Origin of the sequence: Psychrobacter sp. I-STPA10, assembly GCF_021012795.1 — a bacterium.
In the GTDB taxonomy this organism is placed as follows: Bacteria; Pseudomonadota; Gammaproteobacteria; order Pseudomonadales; family Moraxellaceae; genus Psychrobacter.
The window spans coordinates 49,969-69,248 of record NZ_VFYU01000007.1; the positions used below are offsets into that span (position 1 = coordinate 49,969).

Below are 19,280 nucleotides of genomic sequence, written 5' to 3' on the forward strand. Positions count from 1 at the left end.
TAAAAAACGATACTATAAAAAACTACGATTTTGTAATGCTTGTGTCAATGTCATGCTATCAAGATATTCAAGCTCCCCTCCCATTGGGATACCCTGAGCGATACGCGTGATTTTATTGACATGGTTTTTTGCCGCCTCACTGATAAAATGCGCCGTCGTCTGTCCTTCGACTGTCGTACCTGTCGCCAAGATAAGCTCTTCTATTGGCTCTTGCTTTAGACGATAAATAAGCTGCTCAATGTGCAAATCATCCGCATTAATGCCATCAAGTGGGGATAAATGTCCACCTAACACAAAATAACGCCCTCGAAAACCAGCAGTTTGCTCAACTGCCATCACATCAGCAGCGGTTTCTACCACGCACAATATGCTGTCATCTCGGCGTGGGTCTTGACAAATTGGGCATACCTTGTCATCACTAAAACTATGACACTGCTGACATTCGATAATATCATGCATCGCCATATCCAGTGCTTGTGCCAAAGCAATACCTTGAGGGCGTTTTTGTGATAGCAGATGCAGTGCCATACGCTGGGCAGTTTTTTGCCCGACACCGGGCAGTACGCGCAACTGCTTGACCAGATTATCAAACTTTGGGGTTAACAATAGACTTCCTTCAAACAATCGTTAATATAGAAGAATTACATGATAAATCAAGACATGATATGCAATACTGACACAGTAAATAAAAAATAGAATGGGTTCTAAAAAGTATGCTACCCGCTCTCTAACCCTCCTCCAAGGGGGAGGGAACTATTCCCCCTCCCTGAGAGGCGTTAAAAAATTGCATTGCAATTTTAGCCTCGCAAGGGAATTTCTTTAAATAGAAATTCCTACAAGGAGGGGGCTAGGGGGAGGGCTGAGGCTATGGTAATTTATTAAAAATATCCACAGCATACTTTTTGAAACACCATCAAAAATAAAACGAAAAATGACACAAAAAAGGGCAGATTTGTATCAATAACAACCCTACCCTCCTTTTCTTTCTTTTAGCTTTTCTTTTCGCTTTTTTTAGGTTATAGCTTTTAAGCTATCAGGCTGCCTAATATGATAGATTTAGCTAAATAAACCTTGCATTCCTGGTGGCAAGCCCATACCGCTGGTGGCTTTGGTCATGGTCGCTTCTGATAACTCATCAGCTTGACGTACCGCATCATTAACGGCAGCAGCGATTAAGTCTTCAATCATATCGGGTTCTTCTTCCAATAAACTTGGGTCAATGCTCAAACGCTTGACCACATGGCGACCCGTCATGGTCACTTTTACCAAGCCGCTGCCCGCTTCTGCCTGTACTTCTTTAGTAGCAAGCTCTTTTTTGGCTTTTTCGACATTCTGCTCAACTTGCTTTTGCATGGTTTGCGCTTGTTGCATCAAGGCTTGAATATTCATAGTATCCTCTGGTTTTATAATAAAAGATAATCTTAAGATTGATGGCTATTATAACGAAAAACTGCCTATAAAAGCCAATTGTAAACCTTACTTGTATGTGCAACTTGTGTTTAAAGCGTACTGAATGAGTTAGTTAGACTGCATTAAACCATCTATGGTTATTTAGCTTTTGTTATTTAACTTTTATTAATTAATTTTGGTTTTGAGTCTGGCAAAGCGCGTCTATCGTAGTATCAGGAATGACAATCTCCCCTTTGGCATTGACCACCACTTTTTTGTTACAGATAATTTTGGTAAAAATAATTTTTTCACCTTGTTTATTCACTATGGCATCTAACTGACAATCATCATTAAACTGCTTAATTATCTGGTGATACTCATCAAAAAATACTGAGCCATCAATGAAAGGAATGATTATCTTTCCTGACATATCTATAATTGCAGTTTTGCCATCATTTTCTACTTTGAGCAGTTTATCATCATAAAAAGTAAATATCTCATCAAACTCAAATGGTATGATGATTTGCCCTTGCTTATTGATAATGCCTGTCTTTGCATTTTTTTCAACTTTTAACAAATCATCATTTAAAAAAGGCATTGCAATATCATACTGTAAAGGTAAAACTATCTTTCCTGTATTATCAATCAAACCATCTTTATTATTTAATGTGACAATAGCCAAGCCATTTTTATCAAAATCATCTGCACTATCAAAATTGAGAGGAATAACAATTTCTCCTCTTTGATTAATAAAACCAAACTTATTATTTTTCTTAACATAAGCCAACGCTTGTGCTGAAAAATCACCTGCATAATCAAACTCAAAATCAATAATGACCTTTCCTGATGCGTTGATATAGCCATACTTGCCAGATTGTTGTACTTTGGCTAAGCTATTATCTATAAAGTTGCTGGCTGTGACATTGCTGACAGTGAAGTTACCCGCATCTTCATATATTGGATAGACTTTTATTTCTCCATTTTTATCTATAAAACCATATTTATCATCTTTTCTAATCACTGCCAATCCATTACTGGCAAAATCACCAATATAATCAAACTGTGGCTTAATAACCCACTGACCACGTTGATTAATCATTCCTTTTTTATTATCTTGCTCCACTCTTGCCAGATTGTCATCATCAAAAGGCAACGTAACATCAAATATAGGTGCAATGATAAATCTGCCTGTTTTATTAATATATCCTGATTTACCAAGTTTACTCACATTTGCCAAGCCATTGTTAGCAAACTCTCCAGCCGCCTCAAATTGAGCAGGAATCGCAAATTTTCCAGTTTTATCAATATATCCCCATTTGCCATTTTTTTTGGTTAATGCCAGCCCATTTTTAAAACTAAAAGCACTATCAATCCCCCTTAGCGTTATCACTCGATTACCAAAAATATCAAAATAAGCACAGCCTTCATTGTCTAAACAAAAAGGAATTAAGTCAGCATCTGCTATTTTTTTTATAGCAGTATCTGTTAATGCCGATGCCAATGATGATGGGCTAAAGAACATTGCTAGAGATGATGAGATGGATAGAATGGTGCGGGTGAGATAGGCTTTGAGTTTTTGGTGGATTTTTTTAGTCATTGTTATTATCTTTATAATATCAATTATATATTAAATAAAACTAAAAATTTATATATAAAACAAATAATTCTAACTAAAAAAATTGGGTGTATAAACAACATACACCCAATCTTAGTCAGATTCAGCAAGATAATGGATTAATATGAAGCTATAAATGGATTTCTACCCACTTGTGAACAATAAGTTTCGCCATATTTGTTAGTTTCTGTATTTTTAACAGATACACGCCCAGTTTTAGCTGAGAAGCCTGTGACAACAAATGTAGTACTGGTTTCAAAGGCACTAGAAAACATCGTACCACCCACAAGATGCCGCCCTCGAAAAGTCTTTCCTACATACACATGGTCACATTCCCTACTATTACGTTCTTCTTGTTTTTTTGCTTCTTCGGCTTGACGACGTTGTTCAGCTTGTTGCTGCTCTTCAGCTACCTTACGGTTAGCTGCTTCTTTACATATTTGTTGTTCAGTTTTCTTGGGTAAAAGTATGGCATCTTTATTATTGGTTAATACCTTGGTATTACATATAGTTTTTGTAAATAATATTTTATTACCTTGTCTATTAAATACAGTGCCATCATTATCATTTTTAATAAAATTATTACTATATACTGTATATTCGTTCAATGAAAAAGGAACTACTTTGTTACCTGCTTCATCAATTATATAATATAGTCCATCTTTTTTAACGCTCGCCAAATCATTTTCTAAAAATGCTTTTTCTTCATCAAATTGTAAAGGGATAACTACTTTTCCAGATTGGTCAATAAACCCCCATTTACCACTTCTTTCTACTCTTGCCAAACCATTTCTTGAAAAACCTTTAACCATATCAAATGCTAAAGCTTTGACAATTTCACCTGATTTATTTACCAATGCAAACTTATCATCTGCCTTATTTTGCACCATACCAAAACCTTTAATTCCAAAGTCTCCAGCAACTTTAAAATGTATGGGTGTCACCTCTTTACCCGTACTATCCATATGCCCCCAATTATCGTTTTTTTGAGCTGACATAACACCATTAACAACTGGATAGACTAAATTAAACTGAAATGGCACAACTGTCCTACCCGTTTTATCTATTACTCCCCATTTATCATCTTTGGAAACACTGGCAACACCATTTTGGAAACTATAGGCATATTTAAACTGATAGGGTATAACTAACTTTCCTGATTTATCAATAAAACCCCATTGACCATCTTTGTAAACAGCAGCCAAACCTTCACTAAAGCCTTTTTTTGTCACGCTATACTCCATAGGCCCAACATAGTCATATTGAAATGGAATAACTAGCTTTCCTGATTTATCAATAAAACCCCATTGACCATCTTTAGAAACAGCAGCCAAACCATTATCTGTAAAATTATAAACAGAATCAAAATTAAGCGGCTTTATCACCTGATTTCCTGATGTATCAAAATAAGCACATTCACCGCCTAAACAATATGGCATTAAGTCTGTATTTGCCATTACCAATGGGCTAACTGCCATTGTTAGCATCGCTGAGAGCGACAGCATGGTGCGGGTAAGGTAACTCTTAGCTTTACTTGGTATCTGAGGGCTCATTTTTTTGTCCTTTTATTTTAGGATAATCTTAGTGATTCATTAGCTAATAACGATTGATAACAATAAAAAACATTTGGATAAAAAATAACACACAGACACCACAGTGGGCAACTGTTTTGTTAGCCAGTCACCCTAATAAACAGTCAAATTACAAGCTATCCAACCCTCGCTGCAAATCAGCAATGATGTCATCGACATCTTCTAAACCAACCGACAGACGGATTAAGCCATCAGTCACGCCAGCCGCTAGCCTATCCTCATCACTCAAGCGAAAATGGGTAGTGGTTGCAGGGTGGGTAATGGTGGTTTTGGCATCACCAAGATTATTGGTGATAGACACCATCTGGGTGCTATCAATCACATGCCATGCTGCCTGTTTTGCTGATTTATCACCTTTTGCAGCGACTTCAAAGCTCATAATCGCCCCAAAGCTGTCCGCTTTATGATGCTGACGTTTGACCAATTCATGCGCAGGATGGCTATCCAATCCTGAAAAATGTACGGTAGATACATTGGGGTGATTGTTTAAAAATTCAGCAACTTTATTGGCATTTTGGCAATGTGCTTGCATACGTAGATTAAGCGTCTCTAAACCTTTGCTAAATACCCATGCGTTAAATGGACTCATGCTAATACCGCCTGAGCGTACCACCACAAAGGCTTGCTGCATCAGCTCGTCATTACCAACGAGTGCGCCACCTAAAACACGTCCCTGCCCATCAATATATTTGGTCGCTGAATGAATGACAATATCTGCACCAAAATCCAATGGCTTTTGTAGGGCTGGGGTGGCAAAGCAGTTATCAACGATAAATAACGCATCGTGCTTATGCGCAAGCTCACTTAAAAACTGCAAATCAGCGATTTGCCCTAAAGGATTGCTTGGGCTTTCACAATATAATACTTTGGTATTGTCTTGTATTGCCTCTGCCCATGCGTCATTGTCAAAGCAGTCCACATAAGTAACTTCAACACCATATTTAACAAAGTAATTATTAAACAAACCAATAGATGAGCCAAATAACTGCTTGGCTGCCAATAAATGGTCGCCAGCTTTAAGGTACGCCAAGCACATGGTCAAAATTGCCCCCATGCCAGAGGCAGTAGCAACGGCACGCTCACCCCCTTCTAAGGCTGCCAAGCGGCGTTCAAACGTGCGCACGCTGGGATTAGTATGACGTGAGTAAACATTACCTGTCCTACTACCATTAAAGTGGTCGGCAGCATCGGCAGCAGACTCATAAACATAAGAGCTGGTAGTAAAGATGGCTTCATTATGCTCACCTTCATCACTACGATGATGCCCTGCTCGTACCGCAATGGTTTGCGGAGCAAAGCCTGCGTTTAGGTCAAGGGCATCATCTTGCCAGTTGCCATCAAGCTGTGAGCTAGATGTTAGATTGCGACTGGCATTGGTCGGGTTATCATTTGCTTTATTGCTTGATTGCGTCATACTATACTCTCTCTATTTTTGCTAAATTTTTGGATATCATTTTGTATGTCATGGTTTTATGATGTCATAGCTTCATGGCGTGTGACCCAACACTGCTAGGCTGATGCTAGACTTAGGCTAGGTCAAAGCAAGATATAGTCGAAACAATATAAATATAAATATCAATACAAATATCAATACAAAACTGTTACGTTGGCAGCCTCGCTTACAGTACTATAGGTACATTTTCACTCGGCTTTTACGTAACAGTAGTATTTTGCATCGACTATAAAATTTTTGGGTAAAAAGGTGATTTGTTAAAAGTCAAAACATCTATTATACGCCTACTTTATCAACTTTTTAGCAAAATGCTTATTCCATATTCTCAATACAACCATACCGCCTACACTGAGGTACTTATGACCCAAGCAAATCCAACTCATCATACAAACACCAACAAATCTTCCATCACCCAGACCATATCCACTGAAATAAAAAGTGTTAGTTTTATTGGACTTGGAGCAATGGGCTACTTAATGGCAACTCATTTGGTGGGCAAATTTGATACGGTCATGGTTTATAATCGTACTTCAGCCAAAGCCGAACAACATGCTAAAGAGTTTGGTTCACAAGCGGTCAGTCTTGAGCAAGCTGCCACTGCTGATGTAATTTTTTCGTGCCTGCCAACCAGCAATGAAGTGGATGCCATTATTGCAAAGGTCTTGCCTCATATACACTCAGGTAGCGTTTGGGTGGATTGTACCAGTGGCGTGCCTGCACAAGCAAAAGCAGCAAATACCAAGCTACAACAACAAGGCTGCTACTTTTTAGATGCGCCTGTCTCAGGGCAAACCACAGGGGCAAAAGCAGGTACGCTTACTGTCATGGTAGGCGGTGAAGCACAAGCACTCAACCATGCTTACCCTGCCATTGATTGCTTTGCAGGACTGATTGAACATGTGGGGGCATCAGGTGCAGGCTTTGCGGTTAAAGCAGTCAATAACACTCTATTTGCTATCAATGCGTGGGCATGTGCTGAAGGCTTGAGCGTGTTAAAAGCACATGGTGTCAATCCCAGTTCTGCCCTCACTTGTATTAATCATTCAAGTGGGCAAAGTATGGCTTCCTCAAACACCTTTCCAAATCGCATCATTAACCGTCAATTTCCCAAAACTTTTACCATTGATTTGATGGCAAAAGACTGCGGCATCGCCATGGATTTACAATCTGAAAAAAAACTACCCACACCTGTCATGGCACAAGTCGCCAGTCTAATACGAGCTGCCAGCATGCAGCATGACATAGGCAGTGCTGATTTTTCTGAATTTGCCAAATTTTATGAGTCATGGACAACCCTCACCCTGCAAGATGAGTAACGTTATCTAGACTTAGATTTAGATATAATAATGCCAAACGTAGCCAACAAACATGAATTTTTTTAAAATACTTCATCCATTATGATGCGCTAAGGTTGACCCACTTTGCAAAAGCTGACTTTTACATTTATTTTTGATGCTTCATATTCAGATAATAAGGCAGCTCAGCACTGTTTTTTACAGCTTGTTGTCTGCTTTAGCCTCATCATTACAGTTGCGTTATTAACTGGCTGTCAAAGTCTGCCCAAAACCCCACATACACCGCAAAGTATTGCTTTGGGTAGTAATCTTGCTCAAATATATGCAGACCCGAGCTATCAGCCAAACTCTTTAAGTGCTGCCGTCACAGCTCAAAATCTCAATCACCCACAACTCTCAGGCTATCATCCTATTGTCACTGGAGCGAGTGCTTTTGCTTCACGTAGTATTTTGACATCCATGGCAAGTAAAAATATCGATGTGCAATACTACATTTGGCATAACGATCAGGCAGGACAACTGCTGCTAAAAGATTTATGGGAAGCTGCTGATCGAGGGGTGATTGTGCGCTTACTGTTAGATGACTTTAATAATAGTGCAGATCTGGATCAACAATTGATTCGCTTTGCCAGTCATCCTAATATTGCAGTACGTTTGGTCAATCCCTTTGTCTATCGCAAGTTTCAAACCATCAACTATCTAACCCACTTACGCCGCATTAACCACCGTATGCACAATAAAAGCATGACCTTTGATCGGCAGATTAGTATCATTGGTGGACGTAATATTGGCAATGAATATCTCAATAATGATAAAACCAGCCAGTTTGCCGATTTAGACATGCTGTTAATTGGACAGGTGGTGCAAGATATTGATCAAAGTTTTGAGGAGTATTGGTCATCGCCACTGGCATTTGATATAGAAACATTGGTGACCGCAAAACCATTGAAATCAGACCTCAAGCTCAATGACAAACAACAGATTTCTGCCTCCTTATTACCCTTAACAACAAAAGCTTTTGTTGCTGGACTTGATAAGATTTATAACAATGGCACAATGGCAAGCAGCTCATCACTGTATATTCAAGCCATAGAAGACTCATCTATCGATACAGACTTGCTCAACAAAAATATTCCTTTTCGTTGGGCAGTGATAGATTTTGTCAGTGATAAAGTCACCAAACTCAACAATAGCACTCCACAAAATACCAACTTAGTACAACAACTACGCACCCTACTAGGTAAGCCCAATGAAAAACTGACGATCATTTCATCTTACTTTGTACCCACAAAAGATGGGGTCAATACCCTGATTAACCTTGCCAAACAAGGGGTTGAAGTGAAGATTTTAACCAACTCTTTTAGTGCCACCGATGTCACTGCGGTACATTCAGGGTATGCCGAATGGCGACGTTCTTTACTTGCAGCGGGCATACAAATTTATGAGCTAAAGCCAACTGCCTCAGCCGAAAACCGTGAAAACAAATTATGGCGAGCACGCAGTCAATCATCAACCAGCCTACATGCGAAGACTTTTGCAGTCGATAATCATCATGTGTTTGTTGGCTCATACAATGTCGATCCTCGCTCAGCCAATATCAATACAGAACTTGGAGTCATTATTAATGATGATCAGCTTGCAGCGCAGCTACATAATGCGGTCGATGAAAACCTGATGACACAAGCCTACCATGTGGTTTTAGGTAAACAAGGGCAACTACAATGGCAAACCATTGAAGATGGTCAATTAGTGACCTATGATGCCGAGCCAAATGTCAACCTCTCTGATAAAATTTGGATTAAAGTTATGTCATGGCTACCCATTGACTGGTTACTATAATGACAACCAATAACTAAAATCAATAACTAAAACCAATCCTTTAATTTAATTACATACTGACAATGAAAAAACGATTTGCTTCCAAGCCAACCCATGCTGCTGCTGCTAATATTTATTTGATGCCACCCATGCCTGAGCATAAATCAAATGAACATCAGCATCGTATCATGCTTTTTGCCATGCTAAGCAGAGCCATTACCACATTTGACTTTGTATTATATCTGTTTATGGCAGACATCATGATTGCCAACTTTTTTTCCCATCATGAAAGTAGCTCAATCATCTCACAAATAGAAATTATTGGATTATTTGCTGTGGGCTATTTATCTAGACCAATTGGTGCAATATTGCTGGGACAGTATGCGGATATTAAAGGACGAAAATCTGCCCTATTTCTCAGCATACTTTTGATAACCATCAGTACGCTGTTTATTGCTTGTCTACCCACTTACGCTATGGTAGGTATTATTGCCCCAATATTATTATTAATGAGTCGTATCCTACAGGGCATGGCTTTTAGTGTCTACGCACCTTTAACGTGGACATTTGTAGCAGAACATCTACCCACACGGCAAATTTCCATAAACTGTAGCTATATCACCGCAAGTTTTATTGCAGGTGTGTTATTTTCAATGCTGTTCTTTATGATACTGATTGGTTCAATGAGTCAAGCATCTCTATATACTTATGGTTGGCGCATTGCGTTTGTCATTGCGGCCTTATTAAACTTAATTATCTTATGGTTATGGCGATATCTAAGTGAGACCCCAACTTTTTTACAATATCAACAAATCTTATCTATTGAAAAAATTACGCCCACTTTACCGATTAAACGATTGTTTAAAAATCGCTACAATGACATATTTTTAGCAATAATTTTATCGTCCATTATTTCCAGTTTATTCATTGTTATTGGTCTTATATTACCAGATTTGATTATCCTACATTTTAGCTTAGATAAAGATTTTCTTAATGTTGCCAATGCAATTGGCATATTTTTTATGCTGCTCGGTTGCATATTCTATGGGCTACTCGCAAATTATAACAATGCAGGCAAAGTAATGATGTTTGGTAGTCTACTTTTAATCTTACAAACTTTTGCCTTTTTTTATCAATTAGAAAGTGGTGGCGACTTTATCTTAATCATGTATGCCTTATTAGGGTTTTGTACGGGGATTATCGGTATCATACCTGCCATTATTGTACGCATATTCCCCACTGACATACGTCTAACAGGTCTTTGTTTGTCTTATAATATTGCCTATGCACTGGTAGGAAGTGCGCTACCTTTTGCGCTGGCTTATGCCACTGAGCATGTTAGCTTTACACCTGCGTTATACGTTACTTTTATCGGTCTCATTGGTATTATTATTGGGCTGTATCTGGCACGATTACCTGATTTTAAGGACATACCATGTCTATCCACTGACTTACTTGATTAAGGCCTACTCATTGCCAAATTGGTCAAACAAACCAAATACACTCAAAGGTTTTATAATACATGCTTGATAATATAAAAGACAAACGCTTCTCCATCGCCCCGATGATAGATTGGACTACGACAGATTACCGCTACTTTGCTCGTCTATTTAATCCGTACACTTATCTATATACCGAAATGATAAGCACCTCAGCAATATTGCATGGCAACACTGAGCGTCTATTACGCTATCACGCTGATGAACACCCGCTGGTGTTACAACTTGGTGGGGCAGATATTGACGAGATGACACGCTGTGCTGAGATTGGACAGCAATACGGCTTTGATGAGATTAATATCAATGTCGGCTGCCCCTCCGACCGAGTACAACATAACAAAATCGGGGCGTGTTTGATGGCGGAACCTAATACTGTTGCCGGTTTGGTCAAAAATATGCAAGCAGCGGTTGATATTCCCATTACCGTTAAGCATCGCATTGGCATTGATGACTTTGACAGTTATGAGTTTATGTATGATTTTGTCGATACAGTGGCACAGGCAGGCTGTCAGCGTTTTATTGTGCATGCCCGTACTGCATGGCTACAAGGATTAAGTCCGAAACAAAATCGAGAAATCCCACCGCTACGCTATGATGATGTGTATCGCTTAAAACAAGAATTTCCATCACTGTTTATCGAGATTAACGGTGGTATTACCACCATTGAGGAGATAAAACAGCACCTATCCCATGTTGATGGGGTGATGATTGGGCGCGCAGCATACCAAAATCCTTATATTATGGCTGAAGCGATGTGTCTTTGGGGGCAAACACCACCAACTCGTGCACAGATACTCACGCAGCTTTATCCTTACCTAGAGCAGCAAGTGGCGAATGGTGAGCCTCTACCCTCGATTGCTCGCCACTTTTTGGGGTTATTTCAAGGACTGGCAGGGGCACGCAAATGGCGACAAGCGTTAAGTGGTAAGCAAAAGCTGAGTGTAGAAGAGATTCAGCAAGCAGGCGATAGAGTGCTGGCATTAAATCCTGAGGCTTAATAGCCATTTACAGCGATAAATTGCCACATCGCCAAGCCATTATTGATAATATGCAATAGCATTGGTAATAATAATGAGCCAGATTTGACCCGAGCCAAACAAAATATCATCGCCAGTACCATGATAGTAGAGATTTCATACAAACCATATTGCAAATGAATCACTGCAAATAGCACACTACTGATAATACTGGCAAACCAAACTCCCTGAATCCCTGATAACTGCTCACGCAAAGCTGACCATATCAACCCACGAAACATCAGCTCTTCATAAATAGGTGCAACCACCACCATGGCAAAGATAATCAGCCAACGAGGATAAGCGGTGTCATATATCAGTCGTAAAAACTCAGTCGGGTCTTCCCCAAGATAGTAAGTCAAACCTTCACTGGCAAACACAAAGAGCAGCAATACACCCAACATGCCGATTGCCGTACTCAGATTAAATCCTTGAATAGCCAAATATTGACGTATCGTAGGCACAGTTAAAGCGTCTGCTTTCTCCACCACTCTATCTACCATCGCCACTGAATCATCTGAATGATGGGGAACTGTTAGCAGCTTTTTTGTAACCACATAACGCTGCCAAGCCACCCAGCCAATGCTTACACACAGCATTGCCACGCCCACAAAACATATTGATAACGCTGTCACTGTGCCATTAAGACTACCTAACTGAATGGCTTGGGAGAAAGACAGCACATGTGTATAAGGAAATACCAACCATGCCGCCACATACAATCCGATGACTTGCAAGCACCAAAAAACCCCTATCAAGGTAATCATCATGATAAGGGTATGGGGTAGAGAAAATAAGGCAGAGTTTGATTGATTTATAGACAACTATCGACTTCACTATATTGGGATTGTGCGACTATAATCCGACTTTAATAGAGAGATTATAAAGAATGCATCAACAACCATATTTATAAGTCATATCAGTTATTTAGCACCCTCACATTTTGACTTGTTCAGCGATGATATCCATAACCTTTTGTGCCACAGATTCAGGATACTCAAGCGGAAACATATGACCACCTTGATGAATTTGAAAAGCAATATCCAAACGCTTTTTCACTTTTTGTGGAAATTTATATTTTAAAAATAAACTGTCAGCACCAATAATAAAGCTAACAGGCACAGCAGGGGGCTTATTTGGCGTCAACCAATACCAAGAAGGATTATTACGAAATACAGCCACTTCTCTTGACTTAGGATAAGTCAACTCATATTGACCATCTTTACGCTGGGTCAAACCATAATCAATATAACCCTGAAAACAACGCTCATCAAAGTGCTTAAAAAACGATTTGTGACGCAACGATGCATAGGCTTGCTCAGGACTATCCCAAACATCACGGCGATGCTTTGACACACCAGCAGGCGACATCTTATCAACCGCCTGACTAAAACCAAATCGATGTCCAAGCTTTGCTAAATGCCACAAAAAGCTACGGTAACCATATATCAATGGAGGGTCAAGTAAGACTGCCTGTGCAAACCATTTCGGCTGACGATAAATAGCACGTAACGTACACAAAGCACCCAAAGAATGTCCAAGTCCAATCACCTTTTTTACTTGATGCTCAGCACAAGTAGCTTTGACACTATCAAGGATTTGCTGTACCAATTTATCCCAATGATTGTCCACAGGATATTTATTTTCATCTGCACCCATTATGGGTATATAAACCACAGTATATTGTGCCTCTAAGACTGCAAATAGAGGCTGATAAGCTTTACTGGGCATACCATTGGCATGTGCAAAATGGATAACTGGCTTGCCAGTTAATTTAGAGACAGGCAGCTTATGTGCCGATTTTTTGCGTAAAAAATTAAACACCATCACTCCTTTATATGATGCCTATTATGTACAGCCTGTATATTGGCAAAGCTTTTATTAGTAAAAAACAGTGTTTAGATGGTTGCAAATAAAAAGTAGTTGCAACCATGCTTCTATACACTGTTTTTCGTCGTTAATGGCGATTCTATTAACGAATTTGCGTCGTATTTTCTTCGTTTACTAAAGAATCTAACTTCATACTAGAACCAATACCTGCACCCATTTTTACTGCAAAGCGGTCAAATAATTGCTGTATTGGATCAACTGGAGTGTAGTCAACAACATTATCTAGCTGCAACTCTTTTTCAAGCTGACGCATACTGCCACGTTTATCAGCCAAGCCCAAAGCAATCGACTGCTCACCTGACCAGAATAATCCCGTAAACAAGTTATTTTGCTCAGGATTTTTTAGGCGATTACCACGACCCTGTTTTACCGCATCAATGAAGTGCTGATGGGTATCGGCAAGCACACCTTCTACATGTTGTTTCTCAAACTCAGTTAAAGGACGAGACATACTCAAAATATCTTTATACTCCCCTGCTGTCATGGTTCGGTCTTCAACACCAACTTTATCTAGCAAACCTTCAACATCATAATTGGGTAAAATTACCCCAATAGAGCCCACCAAACTTGATGGATTGACATAAATTTCATCGGCAGCTGAAGCAATATAATAAGCACCTGAAGCACCAATATCACCAATAACCGCATATAATTTTTTATCAGGGTGTTCTTTACGCAAGTCCATCATCGTCTGCCATATTTGGTCAGACTGTACAGGTGAGCCACCTGGTGAGTTAATGTTCAAAGCCACCGCTTTTGCATTCGGATTTTCAAATGCTTGCGTTAATGAGTCGCTAATATCTTCAGCATTGGCAGGGTTGTCTTCACTGATAACACCTTGTACATTGACCACTGCCAAATGGGGTGATTTGGTATCCAGTCCTTCAATCCCTGTACCATCACCTGAGCTACAGCCGCGTCCCATAATGACAAATAGTAAAATTAAATAGCCGAAGGTTAACAGTTTAAAAAAGATACTCCAACGCCGTGCCCGTCTTTGCTCTTCGATACTGGCAAGTAGTGTTTTTTCGATAACATGCCATTCACGCCCTGCCATATTGGCTGGCATCTGTGTAGGATTATTTGGCGTATTAGAATTATTGTTACTTGGTTTGTTTGGATCTGGTGGCCAATTTGACATATTTTGTCCATTTCCTATAGGTTATTGATTAAATTATTACTGCTTATCATCTTATCATAATGACTATTATAGCTAATATTGGTTAATAATCCTGCCAGTATGCGCACTTTTATAATCAGGTGCAATAACAGTTTGTTAGTTATTGTCTCTATAAAAGATACTTTTTTCACTAAGCCATACTAAAATACACTAAACTGTTGTTACTAAGCTGCTGTCACTAAAGTTATCATCACTGAGCCGTCGTATCATGCATTGCTTCTGTCTGCCATGTAAGCTGTACATCTTGTAGCGATGCAGATGGTTTGAGCAACCTTGTATCGCTGATAAACAGTGAATCTGGTTGCAATTCATCAACCATCTGTTGACTAAAATAAGCCGCTGCAGGTGTTATCCAAGTCTGATGTGTCACACTTTGCGCCTTATCTGCTGGACATAGCAATGACCAAAGTTGCCACAGCTTGGCATCTTGACTGGCATTAAAAATCAATGTCGTCGACTCATTTGCAGCGTCTATTGGTGTCGCCAACACAATACTGCCAACACTCCTATCAACATTTACCTGATGAGTAGCAGAATTATAAATATGACTATGCTTACTATCAATAGAATCTAACACCACTGGTAAGTTGCTACGTAGTACAATACTGCAACCCCACACACGATTATCTGCTACCTTATTCCAGCCAGTGATGGCTTGCAATTGCCACACACCATCTTTTATATCTTGCTCATTATTGGCAAAATCTATCGAACTTTGCCACTGTTGCGTTGGTGTGCACGGTCGTGGTGTTATCTGTTTAGCAACATCTATACCTGTATTGTCTGTATTGTCAGCAATTTGCTGTACCAGTTTTTGTCGATTACCTGCCAGCCAATAATAATTAATTGGCATCTGTACACGCAATTTGCTTACCGTATCTGCCAAGAATGCGGTAGGTGTTTGTACAATTATCCCAGTTAACTTATTGATACCTTGTTTTCTAAGTTGACTATTTAGCGTTTGTGAAAGCTTTTGTGCTTGGCTTTGTATACCCGCCTCATCACCTTTCTTATATTGATAACCATCTATTGGCTGCTTACCTCGTAACACAGGATATGCCGATAATAATAGCCATGCTTGTCTATCCCCTTCTGCTTGCATTAGCAGTGTTGCAGAGGTCATAGAATAAGGCACAGTATTTGCCACAGGTAATGAGCGCACCATTAATGTCTGCCCTTGCGGTGATATGGATTTACTGTGAACAATACCATGTAACCGACCTGACTGTGCTGCAAGTAATAATATACTTAAACAAATAGCAGGCAAGCTCAACCATCGACTCAGCAAGCCTTTGGGTAATAACCACGGTAATACAGACAAATAAATTACTGCCAAAAATGGCAAAGTAATAGGTGTATACAACCAACCTGATTGTTGACTACTGAGCTCAAGCCATGTCAATAGTATGTGAATTTTTGCTAATAAAAAAATATCAATCTGCCAGAAGATATTAGCAACACTGGGCACAATAAAATAAACCATACCGGCTAACAAATTGAGTGGCACTAATATCCAACCATAAATACCAATGGCAAATAAATTAACCAATACCCCCCAAATTGATACCTTACCAAACAGCCATAATGTTAGTGGTAACAGCACTGCAAACATCCAACATTGTAGCCAAAAAAATGACTTTAATAATCGCCAACCTTGATGGGCAATATTACTTAGATTACTTAAATTACTTAGGCTAAATAACTCTTGTTGGTTGTTATTAGGCTCCATTGTTGCTGCTGTCGCTACTGAGTGGTACGACACATACTGAGAATACGCCAATAACATCACCACAGCAGTAAATGACAGCCAAAAACCTGCCTGCCATAATATAAAAGGGTCTGCCCATGCCATCAAAACAGCCAACAGCAGCAGCGGCTTAAACAATGACGAGCCAACTAATAAATAACGCAACCCACCTAACAGCAATAACATCCAAGCGGTTCTGGCTGCGGGTACATCAAAACCTGTAAACCACGCATACATAAATGCAGCCATCACTGCCACCACATAGCGTATCTGCCAACGACTCACGACTCGGTACATACGAGGACAAAAGCTATTAATGATAATAATAACAAACGTAGCCAACCATATCGCCAAAAATAATACATGTGTACCAGAAATAGCCAACAGGTGCGAAATACCTGCATATTGATATAACTCAGTGGTATGCTTACTAATCAAACTACGGTCACCTGTGAGCAAACTTAACGTCACCGCCATCGCTTGAAAATTGGCATTGGCTGGGCTACTGCCTTGCATCAAAGCCATGTCTGTCTCACCAAACTGCTGTTGCAAATACGCTCGTAACTCAAAACGCTGCTGGTTTATCTGTTGCCGCAGACGGGCAAAAAAATTTGACCGATAATAAGGCACAATATCCTCTGCCTCAGCAGATATAATTCGTGCCGTGGCGGTGGCATGACGAGTGGCTAACCAACGATAATAATCAAAACCATCATCATTTGCCTTAGGCTCGACAGGATATAACGCCAACTGTACTTTAACTTGCTGTGTTGGTGCTAATTGATTGAGCCATTGATATTGTAAATCTTTGGTTTGTAGCAATACAGTTAATTGTGATGGCAGTTTTTGAGAGTCTTGCTGACTATTTTGTTCCATTGCCAATGGATTTGTGACACGATGTGGCAAAGTAGCTGCATCAGCTTGTTGCCCATCAATCAACACAGCATCAAAAGGCTGCACATCTGCTAAAGTGGCTAATAAACGATAACTTGACACTGCCGTTTTATCAGTACTATTATTAGCAGTTAGCAGTTGTTTGTCACTTAACGCCACGGGTCGCAGCATCGCTTCTACATAGACCACCTGCTCAAGTGACTGCTGCACATACGCTTGCCGAGCCACAAGGGTATGACAAACCACCGCCAATAACCACGCCACCAATATCAGCAGCCATACAAAACCTTGACCACCACGATACAGCAGCAGCCAATGACTAGATTGCTGCGTTACTAAAGTATTGGTAGAATTTTCTGGATTATTTGCTGTCGGTAGAAAAGCTGTTGCACACGCATGAACAGCAACTTGTTGATGGTGTAATAGAAAGCGACTGAGTAAAAAATGCAGTAGCCATGCCACCATTGCAATACACAGCCAAACCCATGTCATTGTTTGCAATTGCTCGGCAGGCACACTTTGTAGCAATAGCTGTAATTGTGGCGGTGGCACAGCCAATACTGTCAATATAACAACCAGTGCCAGCAGCCCCCCTATCCAAATCACATTTATAATCCTTTTATGCTACTTTTTTTACCAATTTTATTACTTATTGGCTATTATAAATATTATTTTATTATAATTTTTAACTTTTTTTATTGTTTATCACCTCTACTTATCATAGGCAATTTAAATCAACAAAAACGTCTTCCCAAAATCGACCACTAAAAAAGAGAGCTAAACTAGCTCCCTTTTTTAAACCTAACACTGAAACCTAACAAACAATCAACTTTTATAATCCTTAGATTCAAATAAGAGATGCAACGTTTTAGATAAACGAGAAGAAGAGGTAAGATGTGGCATGTTGCACTTCACTCTTCAACTCCTACATATCGGAACGTCATGAAACACTACACACATCTTACCTGTGAACAAAGATACCAAATATCAGGCTTATTGCAAACAAAAACATCGATAAGTGAAATAGCCAGAATTATAGGCTGTCACAAATCGACCATAAGTCGAGAGGTAAAACGAAATACAGGGCAACGAGGATATCGACCTGCTCAAGCCCATCGACTAGCAACAGAGCGTAAAGCAAAGAATAACGCAAAGATAACAGGTTTTGGTTGGGCTTATATTGAATATTTATTAACCAACTACTACTCACCCGAACAAATCACAGGGCGATTAAAATTATTAGGATGGCAAGACGTACCGAGTCATGAATCCATATATCAGCACATCTATGTGGATAAAAAAGCAGGCGGTGAATTATACAAAGTCTTAAGATGTCAAAAGACTTATAGGAAACGAAGCCTACAAGGTCAAGATAGACGAGGCAAAATAGCTAATCGCAGTGATATTACCGAGCGTCCTAGTATCATTGAAGAACGTAGTCGTATAAGTGATTATGAAGGTGATACTGTTGTTGGTAAGGGACATAAAGGTGTATTGGTGACGTTAGTAGATAGAACAACCAGAGAAACTAAAATTAAAGCATTGCCGAATCGTAAAGCTCAGAGAGTAGCTCAAACTTGTATTGATTTACTCAAAACCGAGCAAGCATTAAGCATTACTTTTGACAATGGTAAAGAGTTTGCTGGGCATGAGACAATAGCAACTCAGCTAAATGCTGATGTTTACTTTGCTCAACCTTATCATTCTTGGGAAAGAGGAACTAACGAGAACACGAATGGCTTAATTCGTCAGTTCCTTCCTAAGTCGATGAGATTGGATAATTTATCTGATGAGTTGGTTCAGTCCATTGAGGATAATTTAAACAATCGTCCTAGAAAGGTGCTAGGTTTTAGAACGCCTCTTGAGGTAAAATCTAGCTTTGGGGGCGTTGC

The 19,280-nt window shown here is 39.6% G+C and carries 14 protein-coding genes; 5 read left to right on the forward strand and 9 right to left on the reverse strand.

Annotation, left to right across the window (positions count from 1 at the left end; translation table 11 throughout):
- Positions 1 to 12: 12 nt before the first annotated feature.
- The 5 genes from recR to FHK89_RS03520 all read right to left on the reverse strand — a co-directional run bounded on the left by recR (position 13) and on the right by FHK89_RS03520 (position 6,010).
- Positions 13 to 606, reverse strand: a complete 594-nt coding sequence (recR, locus tag FHK89_RS03500) for a recombination mediator RecR (RefSeq protein WP_230656824.1) — start codon at positions 604 to 606, stop codon at positions 13 to 15.
- 450 nt (positions 607 to 1,056) lie between these two features.
- Positions 1,057 to 1,389: a YbaB/EbfC family nucleoid-associated protein gene (locus FHK89_RS03505; RefSeq protein WP_230656826.1), complete on the reverse strand. Its 333-nt coding sequence runs from the start codon at positions 1,387 to 1,389 to the stop codon at positions 1,057 to 1,059.
- Positions 1,390 to 1,579: 190 nt separating this feature from the next.
- Positions 1,580 to 2,986 (reverse strand): WG repeat-containing protein, encoded by a 1,407-nt coding sequence (locus FHK89_RS03510; protein ID WP_230656828.1) that lies wholly within the window; start codon positions 2,984 to 2,986, stop codon positions 1,580 to 1,582.
- A 137-nt stretch (positions 2,987 to 3,123) separates the two neighbouring features.
- Positions 3,124 to 4,557, reverse strand: a complete 1,434-nt coding sequence (locus FHK89_RS03515; protein WP_230656830.1) for a WG repeat-containing protein — start codon at positions 4,555 to 4,557, stop codon at positions 3,124 to 3,126.
- Positions 4,558 to 4,705: 148 nt separating this feature from the next.
- Entirely contained in the window at positions 4,706 to 6,010 is a 1,305-nt protein-coding gene (locus tag FHK89_RS03520) for an O-succinylhomoserine sulfhydrylase (protein WP_230656837.1), read from the reverse strand.
- 398 nt (positions 6,011 to 6,408) lie between these two features.
- Between FHK89_RS03520 and FHK89_RS03525 the strand changes: the two genes are divergently transcribed.
- The 4 genes from FHK89_RS03525 (at position 6,409) to dusA (ending at position 11,659) form a co-directional block, all read left to right on the forward strand.
- Complete coding sequence (locus FHK89_RS03525) at positions 6,409 to 7,365, forward strand: NAD(P)-dependent oxidoreductase (RefSeq protein ID WP_230656839.1); 957 nt, start codon at positions 6,409 to 6,411, stop codon at positions 7,363 to 7,365.
- Positions 7,366 to 7,572: 207 nt separating this feature from the next.
- Positions 7,573 to 9,183 (forward strand): phospholipase D family protein, encoded by a 1,611-nt coding sequence (locus FHK89_RS03530; protein WP_230656857.1) that lies wholly within the window; start codon positions 7,573 to 7,575, stop codon positions 9,181 to 9,183.
- A 62-nt stretch (positions 9,184 to 9,245) separates the two neighbouring features.
- Entirely contained in the window at positions 9,246 to 10,625 is a 1,380-nt protein-coding gene (locus FHK89_RS03535) for an MFS transporter (protein WP_230656841.1), read from the forward strand.
- Positions 10,626 to 10,684: 59 nt separating this feature from the next.
- The gene (gene dusA / locus FHK89_RS03540; RefSeq protein WP_230656843.1) at positions 10,685 to 11,659 is read left to right on the forward strand and encodes a tRNA dihydrouridine(20/20a) synthase DusA; all 975 of its coding nucleotides are present in this window, start codon (positions 10,685 to 10,687) and stop codon (positions 11,657 to 11,659) included.
- On the opposite strand, the gene FHK89_RS14940 is transcribed toward dusA, so the two are convergent.
- From FHK89_RS14940 to FHK89_RS03560, 4 genes are all read right to left on the reverse strand, one after another.
- The gene (locus tag FHK89_RS14940; protein WP_442966556.1) at positions 11,656 to 12,447 is read right to left on the reverse strand and encodes a CPBP family intramembrane glutamic endopeptidase; all 792 of its coding nucleotides are present in this window, start codon (positions 12,445 to 12,447) and stop codon (positions 11,656 to 11,658) included. The two genes, dusA and FHK89_RS14940, sit on opposite strands and share 4 nt — an antisense overlap.
- A 166-nt stretch (positions 12,448 to 12,613) precedes the next feature.
- Positions 12,614 to 13,501, reverse strand: coding sequence for an alpha/beta hydrolase (locus FHK89_RS03550; protein WP_329958682.1), 888 nt, complete (start codon positions 13,499 to 13,501; stop codon positions 12,614 to 12,616).
- Positions 13,502 to 13,649: 148 nt separating this feature from the next.
- Positions 13,650 to 14,708: a signal peptide peptidase SppA gene (gene sppA / locus FHK89_RS03555; protein WP_230656845.1), complete on the reverse strand. Its 1,059-nt coding sequence runs from the start codon at positions 14,706 to 14,708 to the stop codon at positions 13,650 to 13,652.
- A 229-nt stretch (positions 14,709 to 14,937) separates the two neighbouring features.
- On the reverse strand, positions 14,938 to 17,994 hold the full coding sequence (locus FHK89_RS03560) for a ComEC/Rec2 family competence protein (protein WP_230656847.1): 3,057 nt from the start codon (positions 17,992 to 17,994) through the stop codon (positions 14,938 to 14,940).
- Between the two features lie 336 nt (positions 17,995 to 18,330).
- Here FHK89_RS03560 and FHK89_RS03565 point away from each other — a divergent pair.
- The coding region (locus FHK89_RS03565) for an IS30 family transposase (RefSeq protein ID WP_230656849.1) at positions 18,331 to 19,280 on the forward strand (950 nt) is incomplete at its 3' end.

Bases quoted from the DNA above. Each gene is read 5' to 3' on its own strand.
- FHK89_RS03505 (WP_230656826.1), bottom strand. From the start codon at position 1,389: ATGAATATTCAAGCCTTGATGCAACAAGCGCAAACCATGCAAAAGCAA.
- FHK89_RS03510 (WP_230656828.1), bottom strand. From the start codon at position 2,986: ATGACTAAAAAAATCCACCAAAAACTCAAAGCCTATCTCACCCGCACC.
- FHK89_RS03515 (WP_230656830.1), bottom strand. From the start codon at position 4,557: ATGAGCCCTCAGATACCAAGTAAAGCTAAGAGTTACCTTACCCGCACC.
- FHK89_RS03520 (WP_230656837.1), bottom strand. From the start codon at position 6,010: ATGACGCAATCAAGCAATAAAGCAAATGATAACCCGACCAATGCCAGT.
- FHK89_RS03525 (WP_230656839.1), top strand. From the start codon at position 6,409: ATGACCCAAGCAAATCCAACTCATCATACAAACACCAACAAATCTTCC.
- FHK89_RS03535 (WP_230656841.1), top strand. From the start codon at position 9,246: ATGAAAAAACGATTTGCTTCCAAGCCAACCCATGCTGCTGCTGCTAAT.
- dusA (WP_230656843.1), top strand. From the start codon at position 10,685: ATGCTTGATAATATAAAAGACAAACGCTTCTCCATCGCCCCGATGATA.
- FHK89_RS14940 (WP_442966556.1), bottom strand. From the start codon at position 12,447: ATGATGATTACCTTGATAGGGGTTTTTTGGTGCTTGCAAGTCATCGGA.
- sppA (WP_230656845.1), bottom strand. From the start codon at position 14,708: ATGTCAAATTGGCCACCAGATCCAAACAAACCAAGTAACAATAATTCT.